At 68.5% G+C, this 17,429-nt stretch carries 18 protein-coding genes; 3 read left to right on the top strand and 15 right to left on the bottom strand.

Features of this window, described 5'->3' with window-relative positions; translation table 11 throughout:
- Positions 1-26: 26 nt before the first annotated feature.
- The 13 genes from AC1DSC_RS20785 to gcvA all read right to left on the bottom strand — a co-directional run bounded on the left by AC1DSC_RS20785 (position 27) and on the right by gcvA (position 13,023).
- Complete coding sequence (locus tag AC1DSC_RS20785) at positions 27-890, bottom strand: intradiol ring-cleavage dioxygenase (protein WP_015866162.1); 864 nt, start codon at positions 888-890, stop codon at positions 27-29.
- On the bottom strand, positions 874-1,932 hold the full coding sequence (locus tag AC1DSC_RS20780; protein ID WP_478131920.1) for a branched-chain amino acid ABC transporter permease: 1,059 nt from the start codon (positions 1,930-1,932) through the stop codon (positions 874-876). The genes AC1DSC_RS20785 and AC1DSC_RS20780 overlap by 17 nt, the downstream gene beginning before the upstream one ends.
- Before the next feature lie 5 nt (positions 1,933-1,937).
- Entirely contained in the window at positions 1,938-2,810 is an 873-nt protein-coding gene (locus tag AC1DSC_RS20775) for a branched-chain amino acid ABC transporter permease (RefSeq protein ID WP_062365219.1), read from the bottom strand.
- A complete protein-coding gene (locus AC1DSC_RS20770) occupies positions 2,803-3,519 on the bottom strand; it encodes an ABC transporter ATP-binding protein (RefSeq protein ID WP_436288387.1) in 717 nt (238 codons plus the stop codon). The genes AC1DSC_RS20775 and AC1DSC_RS20770 overlap by 8 nt, the downstream gene beginning before the upstream one ends.
- Positions 3,520-3,646: 127 nt before the next feature.
- On the bottom strand, positions 3,647-4,366 hold the full coding sequence (locus AC1DSC_RS20765) for an ABC transporter ATP-binding protein (protein WP_412512342.1): 720 nt from the start codon (positions 4,364-4,366) through the stop codon (positions 3,647-3,649).
- Positions 4,367-4,374: 8 nt separating this feature from the next.
- Positions 4,375-5,628: an ABC transporter substrate-binding protein gene (locus AC1DSC_RS20760; RefSeq protein WP_436288388.1), complete on the bottom strand. Its 1,254-nt coding sequence runs from the start codon at positions 5,626-5,628 to the stop codon at positions 4,375-4,377.
- 49 nt (positions 5,629-5,677) lie between these two features.
- Positions 5,678-6,745: a maleylacetate reductase gene (locus tag AC1DSC_RS20755; RefSeq protein ID WP_062365215.1), complete on the bottom strand. Its 1,068-nt coding sequence runs from the start codon at positions 6,743-6,745 to the stop codon at positions 5,678-5,680.
- A gap of 20 nt (positions 6,746-6,765) precedes the next feature.
- Complete coding sequence (locus AC1DSC_RS20750) at positions 6,766-7,761, bottom strand: tripartite tricarboxylate transporter substrate binding protein (protein ID WP_436288389.1); 996 nt, start codon at positions 7,759-7,761, stop codon at positions 6,766-6,768.
- Between the two features lie 32 nt (positions 7,762-7,793).
- Positions 7,794-9,257, bottom strand: coding sequence for an aldehyde dehydrogenase family protein (locus tag AC1DSC_RS20745; RefSeq protein WP_436288759.1), 1,464 nt, complete (start codon positions 9,255-9,257; stop codon positions 7,794-7,796).
- 156 nt (positions 9,258-9,413) lie between these two features.
- Positions 9,414-10,421 carry a hydroxyquinol 1,2-dioxygenase gene (locus tag AC1DSC_RS20740; RefSeq protein WP_436288390.1) on the bottom strand — a complete coding sequence of 336 codons (1,008 nt, stop codon included), beginning with the start codon at positions 10,419-10,421 and terminating at the stop codon, positions 9,414-9,416.
- 20 nt (positions 10,422-10,441) lie between these two features.
- Entirely contained in the window at positions 10,442-10,951 is a 510-nt protein-coding gene (locus AC1DSC_RS20735; RefSeq protein ID WP_412512337.1) for a cupin domain-containing protein, read from the bottom strand.
- Positions 10,952-11,108: 157 nt separating this feature from the next.
- A complete protein-coding gene (locus tag AC1DSC_RS20730; RefSeq protein ID WP_062365212.1) occupies positions 11,109-12,059 on the bottom strand; it encodes a LysR family transcriptional regulator in 951 nt (316 codons plus the stop codon).
- Between the two features lie 64 nt (positions 12,060-12,123).
- The gene (gene gcvA / locus AC1DSC_RS20725; RefSeq protein ID WP_436288391.1) at positions 12,124-13,023 is read right to left on the bottom strand and encodes a transcriptional regulator GcvA; all 900 of its coding nucleotides are present in this window, start codon (positions 13,021-13,023) and stop codon (positions 12,124-12,126) included.
- Between the two features lie 103 nt (positions 13,024-13,126).
- Here gcvA and AC1DSC_RS20720 point away from each other — a divergent pair, with 103 nt between their 5' ends.
- On the top strand, positions 13,127-13,453 hold the full coding sequence (locus AC1DSC_RS20720) for a putative quinol monooxygenase (protein ID WP_436288392.1): 327 nt from the start codon (positions 13,127-13,129) through the stop codon (positions 13,451-13,453).
- 10 nt (positions 13,454-13,463) lie between these two features.
- Entirely contained in the window at positions 13,464-13,880 is a 417-nt protein-coding gene (locus AC1DSC_RS20715; protein WP_436288393.1) for a GFA family protein, read from the top strand.
- Positions 13,881-13,931: 51 nt separating this feature from the next.
- Here the strand turns inward: AC1DSC_RS20715 and AC1DSC_RS20710 are convergent, their stop codons facing one another.
- Both AC1DSC_RS20710 and AC1DSC_RS20705 read right to left on the bottom strand, forming a co-directional pair.
- A complete protein-coding gene (locus tag AC1DSC_RS20710; RefSeq protein ID WP_478131919.1) occupies positions 13,932-15,575 on the bottom strand; it encodes a serine hydrolase in 1,644 nt (547 codons plus the stop codon).
- Between the two features lie 13 nt (positions 15,576-15,588).
- Positions 15,589-16,461, bottom strand: coding sequence for a sterol desaturase family protein (locus AC1DSC_RS20705; RefSeq protein ID WP_436288395.1), 873 nt, complete (start codon positions 16,459-16,461; stop codon positions 15,589-15,591).
- 239 nt (positions 16,462-16,700) lie between these two features.
- Between AC1DSC_RS20705 and AC1DSC_RS20700 the strand changes: the two genes are divergently transcribed.
- Entirely contained in the window at positions 16,701-17,414 is a 714-nt protein-coding gene (locus AC1DSC_RS20700; protein WP_062365206.1) for a response regulator transcription factor, read from the top strand.
- The last annotated feature ends 15 nt before the right edge of the window (positions 17,415-17,429 follow it).

Here is a 17,429-nt window from a genome sequence, read left to right as displayed (position 1 = left end):
CGCGCTGAAGGATGCGCCTCGGGTCGTCACACCCCCGCAGGCTCGAGCACGAACGCGAACTCCAGCGTGTGGAACGGCGCTTCCTGCACACTCCCGTCGGGCGCGCGCCCTGCGGCGTGCTGCGCGAAATCGCCGATCAGCGAACTGCGCACGCCGAACACCGCATCGCTGTCGAGGTAGGGATCGCCCTCGCGGAAGACGTGCGTGATCAGCGTCTCGTAGCCCGGCGCCTGGATCATGAAGTGCACATGCGCGGGGCGCCATGGATGCCGCCGCGTTGCGCGCAGCATCGCGCCGACCGGTCCATCGGTGGGAATCGGGTAGGCCACCGGCGCCACACCGCGAAACCACAGCCGGCCCTCGGCGTTGGTGCGCAGGACCGCCCGCCCCTGCGGCTGCGCGCCGGGCCGCTGCACGTCGTAGAAGCCTTCGGCGTCGGCCTCCCAGACATCGACCACCGCGTCGGCGACCGGCTCGCCGCCGGGTCCGCGCACCGTGGCTTGCACGAACAGCGGCTCGCCCACCGCGCCACCCGAGATGTCGCTGCCCAGCGGCAGCTGCGGCGCGCCCGCCACGTGGAAGGGGCCGAACACGGTGGCCTCGGTGGCCTGAGGGCTCTTCGCGTGGTTCATCGCCACGGTCAGCATCGACAGGCCCAGCGTGTCCGACAGCAGGATGAACTCCTGCCGCTGCGCGTCGCACTTCTGGCCCGTGGCGGTCAGGAACTCGATGCCGGCGCTCCATTCGGCCTCGGTCAGCTTCACTTCGCGCGCGAAGTCGTGCAGGTGGCGCACGAGCGCCGACATCACTTCCTTCAGGCGCGCGTCCTCGCAGCCGGCCATGCGTTCGAGCACGGCGGCGGTGATGGTGTGTTCATCGATGTTTCGCATGGAAGCCCCGCTCCAGGTCGGAAGAAGAAAAAGAAGGCGCGGGCGGCAGGAGCCGCCGCTGCGTCGGGAACAGGGACCAGGCCCAGCGCTGCTGCGCCCAGCCCCACAGCCCCTGCTTGAAGAAGAGCGTCACACAGATGGCCAGCAGCCCGAGCCCGAGCAGGTACCACGTGCCGTAGTCGCTGAGGAACTTGTTCAAGGCCCAGAAGACCAGCGCGCCCACCAGCGGCCCCTCGATGCGGCCGATGCCGCCGATCACCACCATGAAGATCGCGAACGCCGTCCAGTTGACGCTGAAGGCCGCGTCGGGGCTGATGCGCAGGTTGCCGACGAAGTAGAGCGCGCCCGCGAGTCCCGCACCGAAGGCCGCCACCACATACACCGCGAGCTTCATGCGCGCCACCGGAACGCCCTGCGACTCTGCGGCCACCTCGTTGTCGCGGATGGCCAACAGCGCGAGCCCGCGCTTGCTGCGCAGGAACAGGTAGACCAGCGCAACGGCCGCGACCACGCAGGCCAGCGCCATCCAGTAGGTGGTTCTTTCGCGCGTGGCGCGCTCGATGCCGCGCAGCGCCGTGAGCGTGGTGCCCGAGCCGCCGCCCACCGCCGACACGTTGGCGAAGCTCAGGCGGAACACCTCGGCGATCACCCAGGTGCCGATGGCGAAGTAGCCGCCCGACAATCGGAACGCGACGAAGGACACGGGCACGGCGATGAGCCCTGCCGCGAGCGCGCCCAGCGGCACCGCCACGAAGGGGTTGACGTCCGCGAAGTTGCCGAGCATCAGCATGACGTAGCCGCCGAAGCCGAAGAAGGCCTGCTGCCCGATGCTCACCATGCCGCCGTAGCCGGCGAGCAGGTTCCACATCATCGCGAAGATGAAGTAGCAGGCGATCTCGACGAACTCGCGCATCCAGCTCGGCTCGCCCCACAAAGGCAGGCTGGCGGCGATCAGCACGAGCGCGGTGCCGGCGGCGAGCGCGGCGCGGCTCGCGGCGGTGGCGCGCTCGACGGCGATGAGGGGTGGGGGCATGTTCGTCATCGGCTTCATCCACGTGTCTTCGGAAAAAGGCCCTGCGGCCGCAGCACCAGCACGACCAGGAACACGATGTGCCCGGCCCAGATGCCCCAGCCCGGATCGAGCCGGAAGCCGATCTGCTGCGTGATGCCCAGGATCATCGCGCCGGCCAGCGTGCCCCAGAACGAGCCCATGCCGCCGATGATCACGGCCTCGAAGGCGAACAGCAGCAGCAGCGGACCGTCCGACGGCGACACCGTGGTGCGCATGCCCTGCAGCGCACCGGCGATGGCGATCAGCACGAAGGCAATGGCGGTCGCGAAGGCATAGACCTTCTTCGCGTCCAGGCCCATGAGCTCGGCGATCTCGCGGTCGTCGGACACGGCGCGGAACGAGCGGCCCAGCGCCGTGCGCGCGAAGAGCCATTGCAGCGCGGCCGTTGCAACCAGCGCGACGGCCAGCACGACGAGCGGCAGCACGCCGAGCGAGAGCGTGTCGCCCAGCGCCACGCCCTGCGTGCTGAGCCCGCCGGTCTCGATGGCGCGCGGGTCGGCCGAGAACAGTTCGAGCAGCAGGTTCTGGATGACGATCGACAAGCCGAAGGTGACGACGAGCGAGGGCAGCGGGTCTTTGCCGAGCGTGCCGTTGAGCACGTAGCGCTGCAGCGCGTAGCCGAACACGAAGGCCACCGGCAGCACCCCGAGCGCGACCATGGCAACGAGCCCCGGCGTGGCATCGCCCGCCACCGACACGCCCGCAATGACGGCGAAGGCGCCAAGGATGATGAAGTCGCCCTGCGCCGTGTTGGTGAGCCGCATGACGCCGAACATCAGCGACTGGCCGAGCGCGAACAGCGTGTAGAGGCCGCCGAGCAGCACGCCCTGGATGACGGTCTCAAGCATGGGCGGCCTCGATGCCGAAGTAGGCCTGCGAGATCTGCTCGCGCGTGAGTTCGCCCGACTTTCCTTCGAGCGACACGCGGCCTTCCTGGAAGCAGTAGATGCGCTGCGAGACCTGCCGCGCCATCGTCACGTCCTGCTCGACGATGACGACGGTCATGCCCTCGCCCGTGATGGCGGGCATGGCCGCATAGATCTCGCGGATGACGATGGGCGCGAGGCCGAGCGAGAGTTCGTCGCACAGCAGCACTTCGGGATTGCTCATGAGCGCGCGGCCGAGCGCCACCATCTGCTGCTGTCCGCCGGACAGCGAGGTGCCGGGCGCGTGGCGCTTCTCGGCGAGGATGGGGAACAGGGCGTACAGGCGCTGCAGGTTCCACGGACCCTTGCGGGCCGCGGTGGCGCCCATGCGCAGGTTCTCCTCGACGCTCAGGCTCGGGAAGAGGCGCCGGCCTTCGGGGACCATCGCGAGGCCACGCCGGACGATCCCGCCGGGGGGAAGCCCGCCGATGGGTTCGCCCTTGAAGCGGATGGTTTCTCGCGGGACGCGGACGAGGCCGGCGAGGCTCTTGAGGAAGGTGGATTTGCCGGCGCCGTTGGCACCGATGATGGCGACGAGCTCGCCGGCGGCCAGCGTGAAGTCGATGCCGAAGAGAGCCTGGGCGTCGCGGTAGAAGGCCTGGAGGCCGTGGGTTTCGAGCAGGGCGTTCATGATCTTTGCTCCCTCCCCTTGCGGGGGAGGGCTGGGGTGGGGGCAAGCGGCCTTGGAGTGGTGGCGCCGTCGTGCCCCCATCCCGGCCTTCCCCCGCAAGGGGAAGGAGCAATACAAGAAAACGCGCTCATGCTTCCATCCCCATGTAAACCCGGCGCACCTCGGCATCGTTCATCACCGCGAGCGGCGCCCCCTCCGCCAGCTTCTGTCCGAAGTTGATGACGAACAGCCGGTCCGCGAGCGACAGCAGCGCATGCACCACATGCTCGATCCAGATCATGGTCACGCCCCGCGCCTTGATGCGCCTCAGTTCCGCCACCAGCACCGCGGCCTCGGGCTCCGTCAGGCCGCCCGCGATCTCGTCGAGCAGCAGCAGGCGCGGCTTCGTCGCAAGCGCGCGCGCAAGCTCCAGCCGCTTGCGGTCGAGCAGCGTGAGCCCGCCGGCCGGCTTGTTCGCATGCGGCATCAGCCCCGTCTGCGCGAGCACCTCGTGCGCCGTACGCCACGCCTCGCGCTCGGTCTGCTGCCCGCCGAAGCAGGCCGCGGTCACCAGGTTCTCGAACACGCTCATGTTCCCGAAGGGCTGCGGCACCTGGTAGCTGCGCCCGATGCCCGCATGGCAGCGCTGGTGCGGCTTGAGCCGCGTCACGTCGCGCCCCGCGTACTCCACGCGCCCCGCATCGACGCGCGCGTCGCCCGAGATCAGGTTGAACAGCGTGGTCTTCCCCGCCCCGTTGGGCCCGAGGATGCCGAGCGTCTCGCCCTCGGCCACTTCGAGCGAGATGTCGTCGGTGACCCGCAGCGCACCGTACGACTTGCTCACCGCATGCAATGCCAGCAGCGCCATGGCGTTCTTCAGAGCAGCCGCAGCGTGCCGCCGGCCGGAATGCCCTTGGCCGCTTCGTTGTTCACGATGCTGAGCTCGACCTTGTATTTCTTGCCCTTGCCCCACTGGCCGAGCACCAGCGGCGTCTTGCTGACGTTCTTGAGCGGGCCCGGCCCGCCCCACTTCACCGGGCCGACCACGGAATCGATGGAAGTCGATGCGACCGCATCGCGTACGTCGCCGGCCTTCAGCGACTTGGCACGCGACAGCGCGTTCGCCGCCACTTCGAACAGCGCATGCGCGAAGCCGATGGGCTGCGTCCACTGCTTCTTCGCACCGGCCTCGTAGGCCTCGGCCAGCGCCTTTGCGCTTTGCTGCGTGAGGCTGGACGTGAACGGATGCGAGGGACTCCACCACACCTCGGTCGACAGGCCGTCGCCCAGGTCGCCCAGCGCCTCGATCGCGCCCGGGAACAGCAGCGCCTTGCCGAGTGTGATCACCTTGGGCTTGAAGCCCTGCTGCCGCGCCTGCGTGAGAAAGGTCTTGGCATCGGGCGGGATCACCACGCCGGTGACGATCTCGACGTTGTCGCGCTTGAAGGCCGCGATCTGCGCGCTGAAGTCCTGCGTGCCGTTCTGGAAGCGGCCGGGGTCGGTGAGCGTGAAGCCCATCTGCGCGAGCGGCTTCGGAAAGCCCAGTTCCTTGTCGCCCCAGGCATTGCCGTCGCCGTCGTTGGGAAACAGGCCGCCGACCTTCCTGTTGGTGGCCACGGTCTTCCAGCCGTTGGTGAAGTTGGCGATGACGTCCTCGAGCCCCCAGAACAGGTGGTAGGTCCAGTTGAAGCCCTTGGCCGGGTCGCCCTTGCGGCCGAAGAACCAGGGCTGCCACGGCACCACGCTGGAGATGCACGGCACCTCGTTGAGTTCGCAGGCGTCGCTCACCGGGTTGGCGGTCTCGGGCGTGCCTGCCGTGAGCACGAGCGCGACCTTGTCCTTGAGGATCAGGTCGTTCGCGACCTCGCCCGCGCGGTTGGGGTTCGACTGGCTGTCCTTCAGCACGATCTGCACGGCGTACTTCTTGCCGCCTACGCTGAGGCCGTCCTTGAAGGCGGCCTTCATCTGCTCGATCACCCACTTGTCGGCCTCGCCGAAGGGCGCGAGCGGCCCGGTCTGCGGCGACACGTAGCCGATCTTGAGCGTGTCGGCGGCGAACACCCGCGGCGCGGCGCCCGTGGCGGCAAGCGCGGCGGCGGCCTGCGTGAACTGTCTGCGGTTGAATGTCATGGCTGTCTCCTTCGTTGTTCGTGTGGGTTTCTCTGTGCGCGTGCTGCGCCTATGCCGGCGGCTCGCCGTCGAAGGCGCGCTGCAGCAGCGCGCGGATCTCGCCGCGCTCGGCCGGGCCGAAGGGCCGCGGATTCCAGTACGGATTGGCGACGGCGATGTCGGCCGCGCGGTCGAGGTCGGCGGCGCGCATGCCGATGTCCTTGAGTGCCACGGGCGCGCCGTTGCCCCGCGCCAATGCGTAGACCGCCGCCGGCGCCGACACGCCGCCGAGCGCGCGCGCGATGCGCGCCATGGCGCGCGGCGCGGCCGGCGCATTGAATGCGAGCGCGTGCGGCAGCACCACCGTGTGCACTTCGGCATGCGGCAGGTTGAAGCTGCCGCCCAGCGTGTGGCAGAGCTTGTGGTGCAAGGCCATGCCCACCGCGCCGAGCACGCTGCCGCACAGCCACGCGCCGTAGAGCGCATCGGAGCGCGCCGCCAGGTCGCCGGGCTGCGCACGGATGGCCGGCAGCGCGCGTGCGAGCGCGGCGATGCCCTCCTCCGCCATCAGGTCCATCACCGGATTGCTGTCCTGCGCATAGAGGCCTTCGGCCGCATGCGCGATGGCGTTGATGCCGCTGGTCACGCTCAGGCCCACGGGCAGCGTGCGCGACAGCTCGGGGTCGTAGATCACGGTGCGCGGCAGCACGCGCGGGTCCTTGCCGGTCTTCTTCAGGCCGTTCTCGGTGAGGCCGTAGATCGGCGTCATCTCGCTGCCTGCGTAGGTGGTGGGAACGGCGACGATCGGCAGCCCCGCTTCCAGCGCAATGGCCTTGCCCAGCCCCGTGGTGGAGCCGCCGCCGAGCGCCACGGCGCAGTCGGCGCCGAGCCGGCGCGCCAGCTCGCGCGCCTCGCGTGCGGTCTCGACGGGCACATGCATCACGGCGCGGTCGAACAGGCCGGCCGCCTGCGCGCCGAGCGAGGCCGCCACGCGCTCGGCTTGCGGCCGCTGCTCGGGCGTGCAGAGCACCAGCGCCCGCTTCGCCCCCAGCGCATCGATCTCGCGCGCCAGGTGGCGCAGCGAGCCGGCGCCGAACACCACGCGCTGCGGATGGGTGGTGTGGATGAAGTCGTGCATGGCGCGTTCCTCCGGCCTGCCTATTCCAGGCTCAGGCGGCGCTCGCGCACCAGGCGGGTCCACTTGTCCTGCTCTGTGCGCAGCACGGCGGCGAACTGCTCGGGCGTGTTGGCGATGCCCGTCAGGCCCTGCTCGCGCAGCCGCTGCTGGAAGGCCGGCTCGGTCACGGCCTTGCGCACTTCGGCCTGCAGCCGGTCGACCACGGCGCGCGGCGTACCGGCCGGGGCGAGCAGCCCGACCCAGGAGTTCACCTCGAAGCCCGGATAGCCGCTCTCGGCCACGGTCGGCACCTCGGCATAGGCGGGGGCGCGCTGGGCGCCGGTCTGCGCCAGGGCGCGCAGCCGGCCGGCGTTGACGTGCGGCTGCGCCAGCACGGCCGAAAGGAACATCATCTCGACCTGTCCGCCCAGCAGGTCCTGCTGGGCCGGGCCACCGCCGCGGTAGGGAATGTGCGTGACGAAGGTGCCGCTCACGGCCTTGAAATATTCGGCCGTGAGATGGTTGCTCGACCCCGGGCCGACGCTCGCGTAGTTGAGGCCGCCGGGCTGCGCCTTGAGCAGACCGACGAAGCGCTGGAAGTCCTTGGCCTGCACCTTCGGGTTGACCACCAGCACCAGCGGATTGCTCGCGACCTGGGTCACGGGCTGCAGGTCCTTGGCGATGTCGAAGCTCAGCTTCGGATAGACCAGCGGACAGGTGGCGTAGCTGTCGAACACCATCAGCAGCGTGTGGCCGTCGGGCGCCGCGCGCGCCACCTCGGCCGCTGCCAGCGTGCCGCCGGCGCCGCTGCGGTTGTCGACGATCACGGTCTGGCCGAGCGCGGCCTGCAGGCGCGGCTGCAGCTGGCGCGCGACGGTGTCGACGATGCCGCCCGGCGGGAAACCGACGACCAGCCGCACGGGCTTGGCGGGCCAGGCCGGCGCCTGGGCTTGGGCCTGGGCTTGGGCCTGGGCCGCGGCGCCCAGCAGCAGCAGCATGCAGGCGGCCAGCGCCCGGGAAAGGATCGGAAAAGACATCGTGTGTGCCGGTGGGTTGATGGATAAAAAACTCAGCGCACGAAGTGCGGCGGAATCTGCGCGTCGACGTTGACCCACACGCTCTTGACCTGCGTGTACTCGCGCATGGCGTCGAAGCCCATCTCGCGGCCATAGCCGCTCTGGCCCACGCCGCCGAAGGGCGAGCCGGGGTTCACGCGCTTGTAGCTGTTGATCCAGACCATGCCGGCGTGCAGGTCGCGCGCCACCTTGTGGGCGCGCTGCAGGTTGGTGGTCCACAGGCCGCTGCCCAGGCCGTAGTCGGTGCCGTTGGCGATCTGCATCGCCTCCTCGTCGCTCTTGAAGGTGAGCACGGTGACGAAGGGGCCGAACACTTCTTCCTGTGCGACGCGGTCCTGGTAGGACTTCGCACGCACCACGGTCGGCGCGACGTAGCAGCCCTGTGCAAGTTCGCCGCCGGGCGAGGTGCCGCCAGCCAGCACCTCGCCGCCCTCGCCTTGTGCGACTTCGACGTAACTCAGCACGCGGTCGCGGTGCTGGGCACTCGTGAGCGGGCCCATCTCGGTGGCCTCGTCGAGCGGATTGCCCAGGCGGATCGACTGCGCAAGCGGGATGAACTGTTCGAGAAACGCATCGGCGATCTTCTCGTGCAGCATCAGCCGCGAGCCCGCGATGCAGGCCTGCCCCTGGTTGTGGAAGATGGCCCAGGCGCTGCCGTTCACGGCAGCCTGCAGGTTCGCATCCTCGAACACGATGTTGGGCCCCTTGCCGCCGAGCTCGAGCTGCACCTTCTTGAGGTTGCCCGCGCTGGCCTGCACGATGCGCCGGCCGGTGGCGGTGCTGCCGGTGAAGGCGATCTTGGCGATCTCCGGATGCTCGGCGATGTACTGGCCCGCCACGCTGCCAAGGCCCGGCAGCATGTTGACCACGCCGGGCGGAACGCCCGCCTCGGCCATGAGCTCCGCGATGCGCAGCGAGCTGAGCGGCGTGATTTCGGCCGGCTTCATCACGATGCAGTTGCCGGCCGCGAGCGCGGGCGCCATCTTCCAGCTCGTGAACATGAGCGGGAAGTTCCACGGCACCACCTGCCCGACGATGCCGACCGGCTCGCGCAGCGTGTAGTTGAGAAAGCCCTCTTCCACCGGAATGGTTTCGCCCTGGAACTTGTCGGCCATGCCGCCGAAGTAGCGAAAGCATGCGGCGGTGCGCGGCACGTCGAGCCGGCGCGAGTCGCGGATCGGATGGCCGGTGTCGAGCGACTCGAGCCGCGCGAGTTCTTCGCCGTGGGCCTCGATCAGGTCCGCAAGCTTCAGCAGGATGCGGCCGCGGTCGGCGGCGGCCATGCGACTCCACTTCGGGAACGCACGCCTGGCGGCGGCCACGGCCTTGTCGACGTCGGCCTTGCCGGCCAGCGCGACATGGGCGATGGGCGTGTTGTCGTGCGGGTTGAGCGTGGCCAGGGTCTCGCCGGATTCGGCGTCGACGAAGCGGCCGTCGATGAAGAGCTGGTGGCGGATGGGCGTACGCAGGCCTGCCGCAGCGGCATTGTCATTGGGCTTCATGTCTTTGCATTTCTCCCTCGCCCCTTGGGGAGAGGGTGGGGGTGAGGGGCGACGGCGGCACGGACGCCACCCTCACCCCAGCCCTCTCCCGCACGCGGGAGAGGGGGCCATTCAGAACTCGACCGGAATCTCGGGGCTCTCGCCCTTCTGGATCTCGTACACCAGGCTCGGCGAGCCGTTCTCCCACACCAGCAGCATCGAGCGCTTGGGGCTGAAGCCCTGGTGGCGGCAGTAGGCGGGCATGGCGGCCATGTCGCCGGCCTTCATGATCACGCGGGCCATGGGACGGCCGGTGTTCTTGTCGCCGCAATCCCAGTGGATCTCGTCGGTCATCTGGAAGAACCACTCGACGCGGTCGTTGCCGTGGATGATCGGCAGGATGTGCTCCTCGGTCGTCGGGCACATGAAGCTGTGCTTCACCACCGAGGTGAAGCTCGGGTTCCAGGTGACCTGCGAACGGCTCAGGAAGCCGAAGAGGTTGAAGGCGTGCACCTCGTTCTCGAAGCCGGGCTCGGGGTGCAGCTCGGGCTGGCCCTGCGGCACGTCGGCGAAGGCGCGGTTGACCGGCGCGCCGCGCGCATCGCTGCGCAGGTCGAGGTCGCCCTTCAGGCCCACGCAGCGCTTGGCCAGCTCGCGCGCCCGGGTGATCTTGGCGGTGTTGTTGCCGCTCTTGCGGCCATAGGGCGAGCCGGTTTCCTGCGGCGCGGCGAAGGGGTCGAAGCTCTCGTTGGTCCAGTCGTCGAGCATGGCCTCGAAGGTGGCGCGGATCTGCGCCGTGGGAAAGTTCTCGAGCAGGTCGATGCCCGCGTCCTTCATGGTGCCGTTGAAGCTCCCGGCGTACAGGTCGACCGAGTCGTAGTGGTTGATGGTGCCGAACACGTCGTCGAAGTTGACCCAGCCGTAGAAGAAGCCCCAGGCCACGTCGCGCATCAACGCGCGCAGGTAGCTGCCTGCGTCCATGGTGTGGCTCATGGGACGGCCGTCGCGGGTCTTCCAGGTGATGTGGACGAAATACTCGTCGCGGCGAAAGCCGAAGCTGCCGAGCGAAAAATCCTTGTAGCCGAGCGTGGCGTCGGGCTGCGACGCAATGACCTTGGCGAGTTCTGCGGGTGCGTTCATGGTGTGGCTCCTGGATGCGTTCATTGCGTCTGGCAGATGTCGGCCCACTTCTCTACCGAGAGGTCACCCTTGCAGGTCTGCAGCACGATCACGCCCGGGTCGCCGGCTGCGCGGAACTGGTAGGCCGCGTTCTTCGGCAGCAGGCCCTGGTGGCCGCGCGAGAGCTTCATCCAGCCCATCTTCCTGCCCCTGGGCTCGCCCTGCACGAGCACGGCGCCGTTCTTGTCCTTGTCGGCCACGGCCTGGGCGGCATCGAGCTGCACGAGGTGCACTTCCACCTCGCCGTCCATCACCAGCGCGAATTCGTCGTGCGCGCTGGTGTACCAGGGCGAGGTGCCTTCGGCGCGCAGCGTTTCCAGCACGTAGATCTGGTTCTGGCCGAACACCACCTTCTCGTACGGCCGGCTGATGCTGGCGATCTCGAAGCAGTTGGAGAACGCGTAGTGGCGCACGTCGTCGTCTATCGGCTCGACGTGCCCCTTCTCGAAGTGCTTGAGCGACCCGAAGCGGGTCTGGTAGGCAACGGTCATGGATGTCTCCTGAAGTGCTGGACGATGCAGCCTGGCGCTGCGATGTATGCACTGTAGGAAACGCGGGGCACGGGCGGTAGGCCCGAAACGCGGTCCGCATTGTTCGGCGAATCCGTTCAATGCGCAGGGTTTACCCCCGGAACGGGCCGCGCTCGCCTCAGGCGTCCCAGATCAGGCCGGGCGGCAGCAGGCCCCGTTCGATCATGGCCGCGTCCCACGGCGGCACCTTGGAGAAGGCATGGGTCAGGTGCTCGATGAAGAGCCGCAGCTTGAACGCATTGCGCGAGGTGCCCGCATACACCGCGCTCAGCGAGAACGACGAGAGCTGGTGCGCCGGCAGCACCACCTCCAGCTCGCCGCGCAGGATCGCCTCGCCGGCCACCAGCGTCGGCAGGCAGACGATGCCGGCATGCTCCATGGCGTATTCGCGCAGCAGGTGGACGCTGTTGGTGAGCAGTGCGGCGCTCATGTACATCGTCACCTGCTCGCCGCCGTGGTGGAAGGTCCAGCGGTCGCGCGTCGGATAGCCCGAGTACAGGCCGAGCGTGTGCTTGTGCAGCTCGCGCGGGCTCGCGGGCCTGCCGTGCGCGCGCAGGTACTCGGGCGTGGCGCAGAACACGCGGCGCACCGGGAACAGCGAGCGCGACACCAGCTCGGTCGAGGCTGCCGGAAAGATCTGCAGCGCGCAGTCCACCCCCGCCTTCACCGGATCGACCACCGCATCGCTCACGATGAGTTCGAGGTGGATGTCCGGAAAGCTCGACTGGAAGGCCCGCAGCAGCGTCGCGAAATGCCCGAGCACGAAGCCGGTGAGCGCATGCACGCGCAAGGTGCCGGTGGGGCCGTCCTTGGCATCGCGCATCTGGTCCATGATGTCGTTGGCCCGGCCGACCAGCTCGACGCAGTCGCGCAGGAAGGCCTGCCCGACATCGCTGAGCCGCACCACGCGCGTGCTGCGGTGGAACAGCGGCGCGCCGACATGGTCTTCCAGCTGCTTCACGCGGCTGGTCACGACCGACTTGGAGACCCGCAGCTGGCGCGCGGCCTCGGCGAAGCTCTGGGTCTGCGCGACCCGTACGAAGGTCTCAATGTTTTCGAGGCGGTCCATGGCGCATGCAATGTAGCGCTTCTGCGGCGGAGCGCCTTCGGGCGGATCTGCGAGGCCAGCACCGCTAGACGCTGTTGCGCATCTCCTCCAACAGCCACTCCTTGAACGCCTTCACCTTCCGCTGCCGCATGGCCTCCGGCGGATAGACAAGATAGAAGCTTGAAAAGGCCTTCAGCGCCTGCTTGAACGGCCGCACCAGGCGGCCGGCGGCCAGGTCGTCGGCGACAAGCATGGTGCGCCCCAGGACCACGCCTTCGCCTTGCACCGCCGCCTGCACGGCGAAGGTGTAGGAGTCGAAGGCGAGGCCGCTTCGGGCATCGATGCCTTTGACGCCGGCGCGCTCGAGCCAGTCCGCCCAAGCGATGGGATAGCCGTCGCGGATGAGGGTGTGGTGGCGCAGGTCGGCGGGCTTGCGCAGGGCGTGCGGGCCTTTCAGCAGCCGGGGGCTGCACACGGGGAAGACCTCTTCGTCGGCCAGCCACTCGGCCGTGAGACCGGGATAGTTGCCGGTGCCGTAGCGGATGGCAACATCGATGCCGTCACCGTGAAAGCTGGCGAGGCGGCCGGTGGTGGAAACGCGCACGTCGATGTCGCCGTGAGCCTGGCGAAAGCGGTACAGGCGAGGCACCAGCCAGCGGCCGGCGAAACCGTCCGAGGTGCTGACGTTGAGCGTGCTGCCGGACAGGCGGGCCGTGGCGGCGGCGGTTGCCGCAGCGAGCTGGTCCAGCACATCGCGCACGGCCTTGGCGTAGGGCTCGCCCACTTCGGTGAGGCGCACGGAGCGCGTGCCGCGCTCGAAGAGCTGCACGTCGAGTTGCTGCTCGAGGTGCTTCACGGCGCGGCTGATGGCGCCCGGCGTGAGATGCAGCTCTTCGGCGGCCTTGGTGAAGCTCAGGTGCCGGGCCGCAGCGTCGAAGCAGGGCAAGGCCGTCAGCGGCGGGAGCTTCGCGGGTGTGTCCGGCATGGTTGAGTTGGGCTCACAAGTAATTGACAAATCATCGTTTGCCGCCATTGGGTGGCGCGGCACAGAATGTCCTCCATTCGTGAGCAGATATCAAGGAATGCACATGCACAGCAGCCAAACCGGCACCCAACCCGTCACTGTCGTGATCACCTGCACCATCCAGCCCGACAAGCTGGAGCTGGCCCGGCGGGAGCTGCGGGCAGTGATCCGGCAGGTGATGGCGCTCGAGCCGGCCTGCCTCGGCATCCGCGTGCATGAGGATGCCAAGGCCCCGAACCGCTGGCTGATCGTGGAACAGTGGGCCAGCGCAGCGGCCTTCACCGGCCCGCACATGCAGCAGCCGCACATGCAAGCCTTCATGCAGACGGCGCAGACCTTCCTGGAAGGCCAGGCCGATTTCGGCTTCTGGCACGAAACCCTGGCAACCTGAGGAGACAGCCATGCAACCCACCACCGTCGACTGCCGCTGCGGCAAGGCGCGGCTCCACCTGAGCGAGGCGCCAGTGGCGCAGTTCCACTGCCACTGCGAGGACTGCCGCGCCGTGACCGGTGGCGCGTACGCGCCGTTGGCGCTGTTCCCGGCGGGCGGCGTGACCGTGTCGGGAGGCGACACAGCCACCTGGACCTACAGGACCACGCCGCGCACCCGCTGCGCCCATTGCGGCACGCTGTTGTTCGGCGAGCCGCCGGGGATGGGTGTGCGGGGTGTGAGCGGCTTCCTCCTGCCGGCCGAGCTCTTCAAGCCGGCCTTTCACATCCACTGCCAGCGGGCCGTGGCGCCAGTGAAGGACGGGCTGCCCCACTTCAAGGACATGCCGGCGGCCTTTGGGGGCTGCGATGAGGTGATCGGGTGGTAGGGCGCGATGCGCCGATCCGCGCGTTCGAGCCGCCGGTGCCGCACCGGCTCATCACTGGACAGGCATCCTCGTGAACACGCCGTGCGTCGTGTCCTCGGCGTAGAACTCCATCTGCACGCTGTCCGACAGGCCCGAGACGCCGGGCCTGAAATCGATCCTCGAGATGGACCCCGGCGTGGCGCTCTCGCCCGACAGGTCGATGACGAAGGTGTTGCCGCTCCAGTGGCGCAGCGCAAAGCTTTTGGCGCCGCCCGGCCCCATCTTCAGGACCAGGCCGCTGCCGGCGGTTTCCACCACGGCATTGCCGTAGTAGCTGTTGGCGTAGATGCCGGTGTAGGCATTGCTGCCGAGCGGCGCCACGGGTTGCGCCGGCGGCGGCTGGCCGGCCAGCGTGCCCTCGGGCGCGTACAGGCCCTGCATCAGCGGTGCATAGGCCTCGTACCAATCCCGCGTGAGCGCGCCGAACTCGACCAGGTCGTCGAAGGCGGCATTCATGGCCTCGGCAGCGCCCACCGGCGCCGCGTTGGTGAGCGTGACGATGCCGACACCCGCCGATGGAATCATCGAGAAGGCCGTGCCCGCCCCCAGCAGGAAGGCGCCCGAATGCGAGAGCTTGACCCGCCCCGAAGGCGAGGTCCCGACATTGAAGCCATAGCCGTAGAAGCCCGCGCGCTCGTTCGGGTTGCGCGGCGGCGTCGAGACGATCTGCGCGCTGGTCGCGCGCAGCAGGGCCTCGGCCTCGACCACGGGGCGGCCCTGGAAGCTGCCCTTCTGCAGGACCATCGACATCCAGCGCGCCATGTCGTTGGCGCTGGCGCTCACGCCACCGGCCGGCGACTGCGCATCGGGGTCGCGCTGGTACTGTGCCTGGTAGCCTGCCTCGGTCTTCACATGGGGCGAGGCGCGGTTGCCGCGCTGCATGAAATCGGCGAAGCGGGAGCTCGTCGACGCCATGCCCAGCGGCTGGTAGAGCGTGCGCTCGGACAGCGTCGCCCAGTCGAGCCCGGCCGCCCTGGCTGCCGCTTCGGCCCCGGCCGTGAGGCCGAAGTTGGTGTAGGCGTATCGCGTTCTGAAGCCATCGAGCGGCACGTAGCGCAGGCGGTCCAGCATGTCCTGGCGTCCGTAGCCCAGGTCTTCGAGCTGGTCGCCGACGTGCGCCGAGAGCCCCGAGCGGTGCGCGAAGAAATCGCCCATCGTCACCTGCTGCGTGATCCACTCGTCCGACAGCCTGAAGCCGGGCAAGTGCGTGGCGACGGGCGTGTCCCAGGACAGCACCTGCCTGCCCACGAGCCCCGCCACGACGGTCGCGCCGACGGACTTCGACAGCGATGCGAGCTGGAACACGGTGTCCGCATCGACCGGTTCGGGCGCGCCCACCGTTCGCACGCCGAGGCCCTTGGCATATACCGTCCGGCCGTCCTTCACCACGGCCACGGCCATGCCCGGAATACTGGAGCGGCGCATGATGTCGGCCGCCAGCTGGTCGAGCCTGGCCACGGCAGCATCGATCTGCGCCGGCGGTATGGCCACCGCATAGGTTTCCGAGGGCGACGCAGCCGCGACCGGCACGGTGCTGGCGGCCACCGGCACGAACACCGCCGGGCCATCGCTGCCGCCGGCGCAGCCGCCCAGTGCCAGGGCGGCCCCCAGCGCCGCGGTCATCCATCCCTTGCGGGCCGCATGTCTTGCAGTCATCGAAGTTCCCCAGTCACTCCATCGCCCTGCGCGCCTGGCGCGTGGTCTGGGAACTGCCGTCGGGGCTCCAGCCCGGCGGCTGCAGCAGATAGCCGGCAACCTCGGACAGGCTGCGGGCCTTGCGCAGGTCCCTGGCAATGCCGGCCCACTCATGGAAGGCGATCCGCAGCGGGTTGAAGGTCTCGATGTTCTTCGTCAGGCCGAACCGCGGCGTGAAGGTTTCCAGCGCAAACGAGCCGAACAGGCGGTCCCAGATCATCAAGGTGCCGGCGTAGTTCTTGTCGAGGTAGTCGAAGTCGCTGCCGTGATGCACCCGGTGGTGCGACGGCGTGTTGAACACGGCCTCGACGCCGGCGGGCATCTTCCGGATCGCCTGCGTGTGGATCCAGAACTGGTAGATCAGGCTCGCCGACTGCATGAACAGGATCATCTTGGGATGAAAGCCCAGGAGCGGCATCCAGGCCCAGAACAGGAACGAGCCGCTGATCGTGCCGGTCCAGGTCTGACGCAGGGCCACCGAGAAGTTGTATTTCTCGGAAGAGTGATGCACCGAATGCGAAGCCCAGAACCAGCGCACCTCGTGGCTGAAGCGGTGGAACCAGTAGTAGCTGAAGTCGTCCGCCAGAAAGCACAGCACCCAGGCCCACCACGCCGCGGGCGGCATCGTGAAGAAGCGGTGCGCATAGAGCCAGCTCAGGAACACCAGCATCAGGCCCGCGCTGGCCAGCGCGATGGCCAGGTTGCCCATCGCCAGCAGCACGTTGGCGGCGGTGTCGCGGGTGTCGTAGAGCTCGCCGCGCACCTTGAGGGAGTACACAAGCTCGACCACCATCAGCAGCGCAAAGGCCGGGAAGGCGGCGAACATGATGTTGGGAAGGTCGTTCATTTCTACCGTCCGATCGCGCCGGGTGCAGCGCACATGGATCAGGGGCGAGCTTAGTCAGCGCCCTGCGGTACGGAAATACCCGGAAACAAGTAAATGCGGTCAAGCAGCGTCAACGAATCAACACGCAATGCCTCGGGGGTGCCGAAGCCCGGCGGTTTTGCAGCATTGAACAGGTGCACGAACGAACAACGTGACTTTCTTCACTTACCCCGGCGCCCGGAATCGCTAGATTCGGTGGCGTGAGTACCGACGAAACGAACCGCCCGCCCAGACACGGCGCTCCTGCCGATGGTCGGCGGCCGCGGGCCATCCTGGTGGTGGACGATCACGACCTGGTGCGCCTGGGTGTGCGTGCGCTGCTCGAAGCACAGTCCTCGCCCTCGGGCGAAACCCTCGAGGTCTTCGAGGCCGGCAATCTCGCCGATGCCCTGGCCCTGTACGAAAGAGTCCGCGATGCCGTGGACCTGGTGCTGCTGGACCTGGCCTTGCCCGACACCCAGGGTCTCAGTGGCCTGATGGAATTTCGCGCCCGCTATCCGGCCGCCCGCATCGTGGCGCTCTCCGGTTCCGGCACCACCTCGCTTGCCCAGAGCACGATCGCGCAGGGGGCGCTCGGCTTGGGCGCCAGCGCCTTCCTCCCGAAGTCGGCCAACCTCAAGGAGGTGGTGAGCTTCATCCGCGCCTGCGGGCTGCTCGGAAGCAACGCCATCGACGGCTCGCCCCGTCCGGCGAGCCCCTCGGTTCGCCCCATCAAGTCGTCTCGTGACCAAGCCTGGCAGGCGCTCGCCCCGCGGCAGGCGCAGGTGCTCCAGTGGATATTGGAAGGAAAGACCAACAAGGAGATTGCGGAGGCCGCGAGCCTTGGCGAAGGCACTGTCAAGAACTACGTGTCGACCATCCTCCTGCTGTTCGGCGTGCGCTCCCGTGCGCAGCTGATCAGCAGCTTTCGCTGAGCTCCGCCCGTACGG

It is taken from the genome of Variovorax sp. 01N425 (genome assembly GCF_056399465.1).
The sequence above is the reverse complement of the archived record's forward strand: the minus strand, read 5'-3'. Positions and strand labels throughout refer to the sequence as shown.

What these genes read in the sequence shown, in the direction of transcription:
- AC1DSC_RS20780 (WP_478131920.1), bottom strand. Translation starts at nt 1,932, where the DNA reads ATGACGAACATGCCCCCACCCCTCATCGCCGTCGAGCGCGCCACCGCC.
- gcvA (WP_436288391.1), bottom strand. Translation starts at nt 13,023, where the DNA reads ATGCCGGACACACCCGCGAAGCTCCCGCCGCTGACGGCCTTGCCCTGC.
- AC1DSC_RS20730 (WP_062365212.1), bottom strand. Translation starts at nt 12,059, where the DNA reads ATGGACCGCCTCGAAAACATTGAGACCTTCGTACGGGTCGCGCAGACC.
- AC1DSC_RS20770 (WP_436288387.1), bottom strand. Translation starts at nt 3,519, where the DNA reads ATGAACGCCCTGCTCGAAACCCACGGCCTCCAGGCCTTCTACCGCGAC.
- AC1DSC_RS20760 (WP_436288388.1), bottom strand. Translation starts at nt 5,628, where the DNA reads ATGACATTCAACCGCAGACAGTTCACGCAGGCCGCCGCCGCGCTTGCC.
- AC1DSC_RS20735 (WP_412512337.1), bottom strand. Translation starts at nt 10,951, where the DNA reads ATGACCGTTGCCTACCAGACCCGCTTCGGGTCGCTCAAGCACTTCGAG.
- AC1DSC_RS20775 (WP_062365219.1), bottom strand. Translation starts at nt 2,810, where the DNA reads ATGCTTGAGACCGTCATCCAGGGCGTGCTGCTCGGCGGCCTCTACACG.
- AC1DSC_RS20715 (WP_436288393.1), top strand. Translation starts at nt 13,464, where the DNA reads ATGCAACCCACCACCGTCGACTGCCGCTGCGGCAAGGCGCGGCTCCAC.
- AC1DSC_RS20740 (WP_436288390.1), bottom strand. Translation starts at nt 10,421, where the DNA reads ATGAACGCACCCGCAGAACTCGCCAAGGTCATTGCGTCGCAGCCCGAC.
- AC1DSC_RS20765 (WP_412512342.1), bottom strand. Translation starts at nt 4,366, where the DNA reads ATGGCGCTGCTGGCATTGCATGCGGTGAGCAAGTCGTACGGTGCGCTG.
- AC1DSC_RS20755 (WP_062365215.1), bottom strand. Translation starts at nt 6,745, where the DNA reads ATGCACGACTTCATCCACACCACCCATCCGCAGCGCGTGGTGTTCGGC.
- AC1DSC_RS20750 (WP_436288389.1), bottom strand. Translation starts at nt 7,761, where the DNA reads ATGTCTTTTCCGATCCTTTCCCGGGCGCTGGCCGCCTGCATGCTGCTG.
- AC1DSC_RS20705 (WP_436288395.1), bottom strand. Translation starts at nt 16,461, where the DNA reads ATGAACGACCTTCCCAACATCATGTTCGCCGCCTTCCCGGCCTTTGCG.
- AC1DSC_RS20720 (WP_436288392.1), top strand. Translation starts at nt 13,127, where the DNA reads ATGCACAGCAGCCAAACCGGCACCCAACCCGTCACTGTCGTGATCACC.
- AC1DSC_RS20710 (WP_478131919.1), bottom strand. Translation starts at nt 15,575, where the DNA reads ATGACTGCAAGACATGCGGCCCGCAAGGGATGGATGACCGCGGCGCTG.
- AC1DSC_RS20785 (WP_015866162.1), bottom strand. Translation starts at nt 890, where the DNA reads ATGCGAAACATCGATGAACACACCATCACCGCCGCCGTGCTCGAACGC.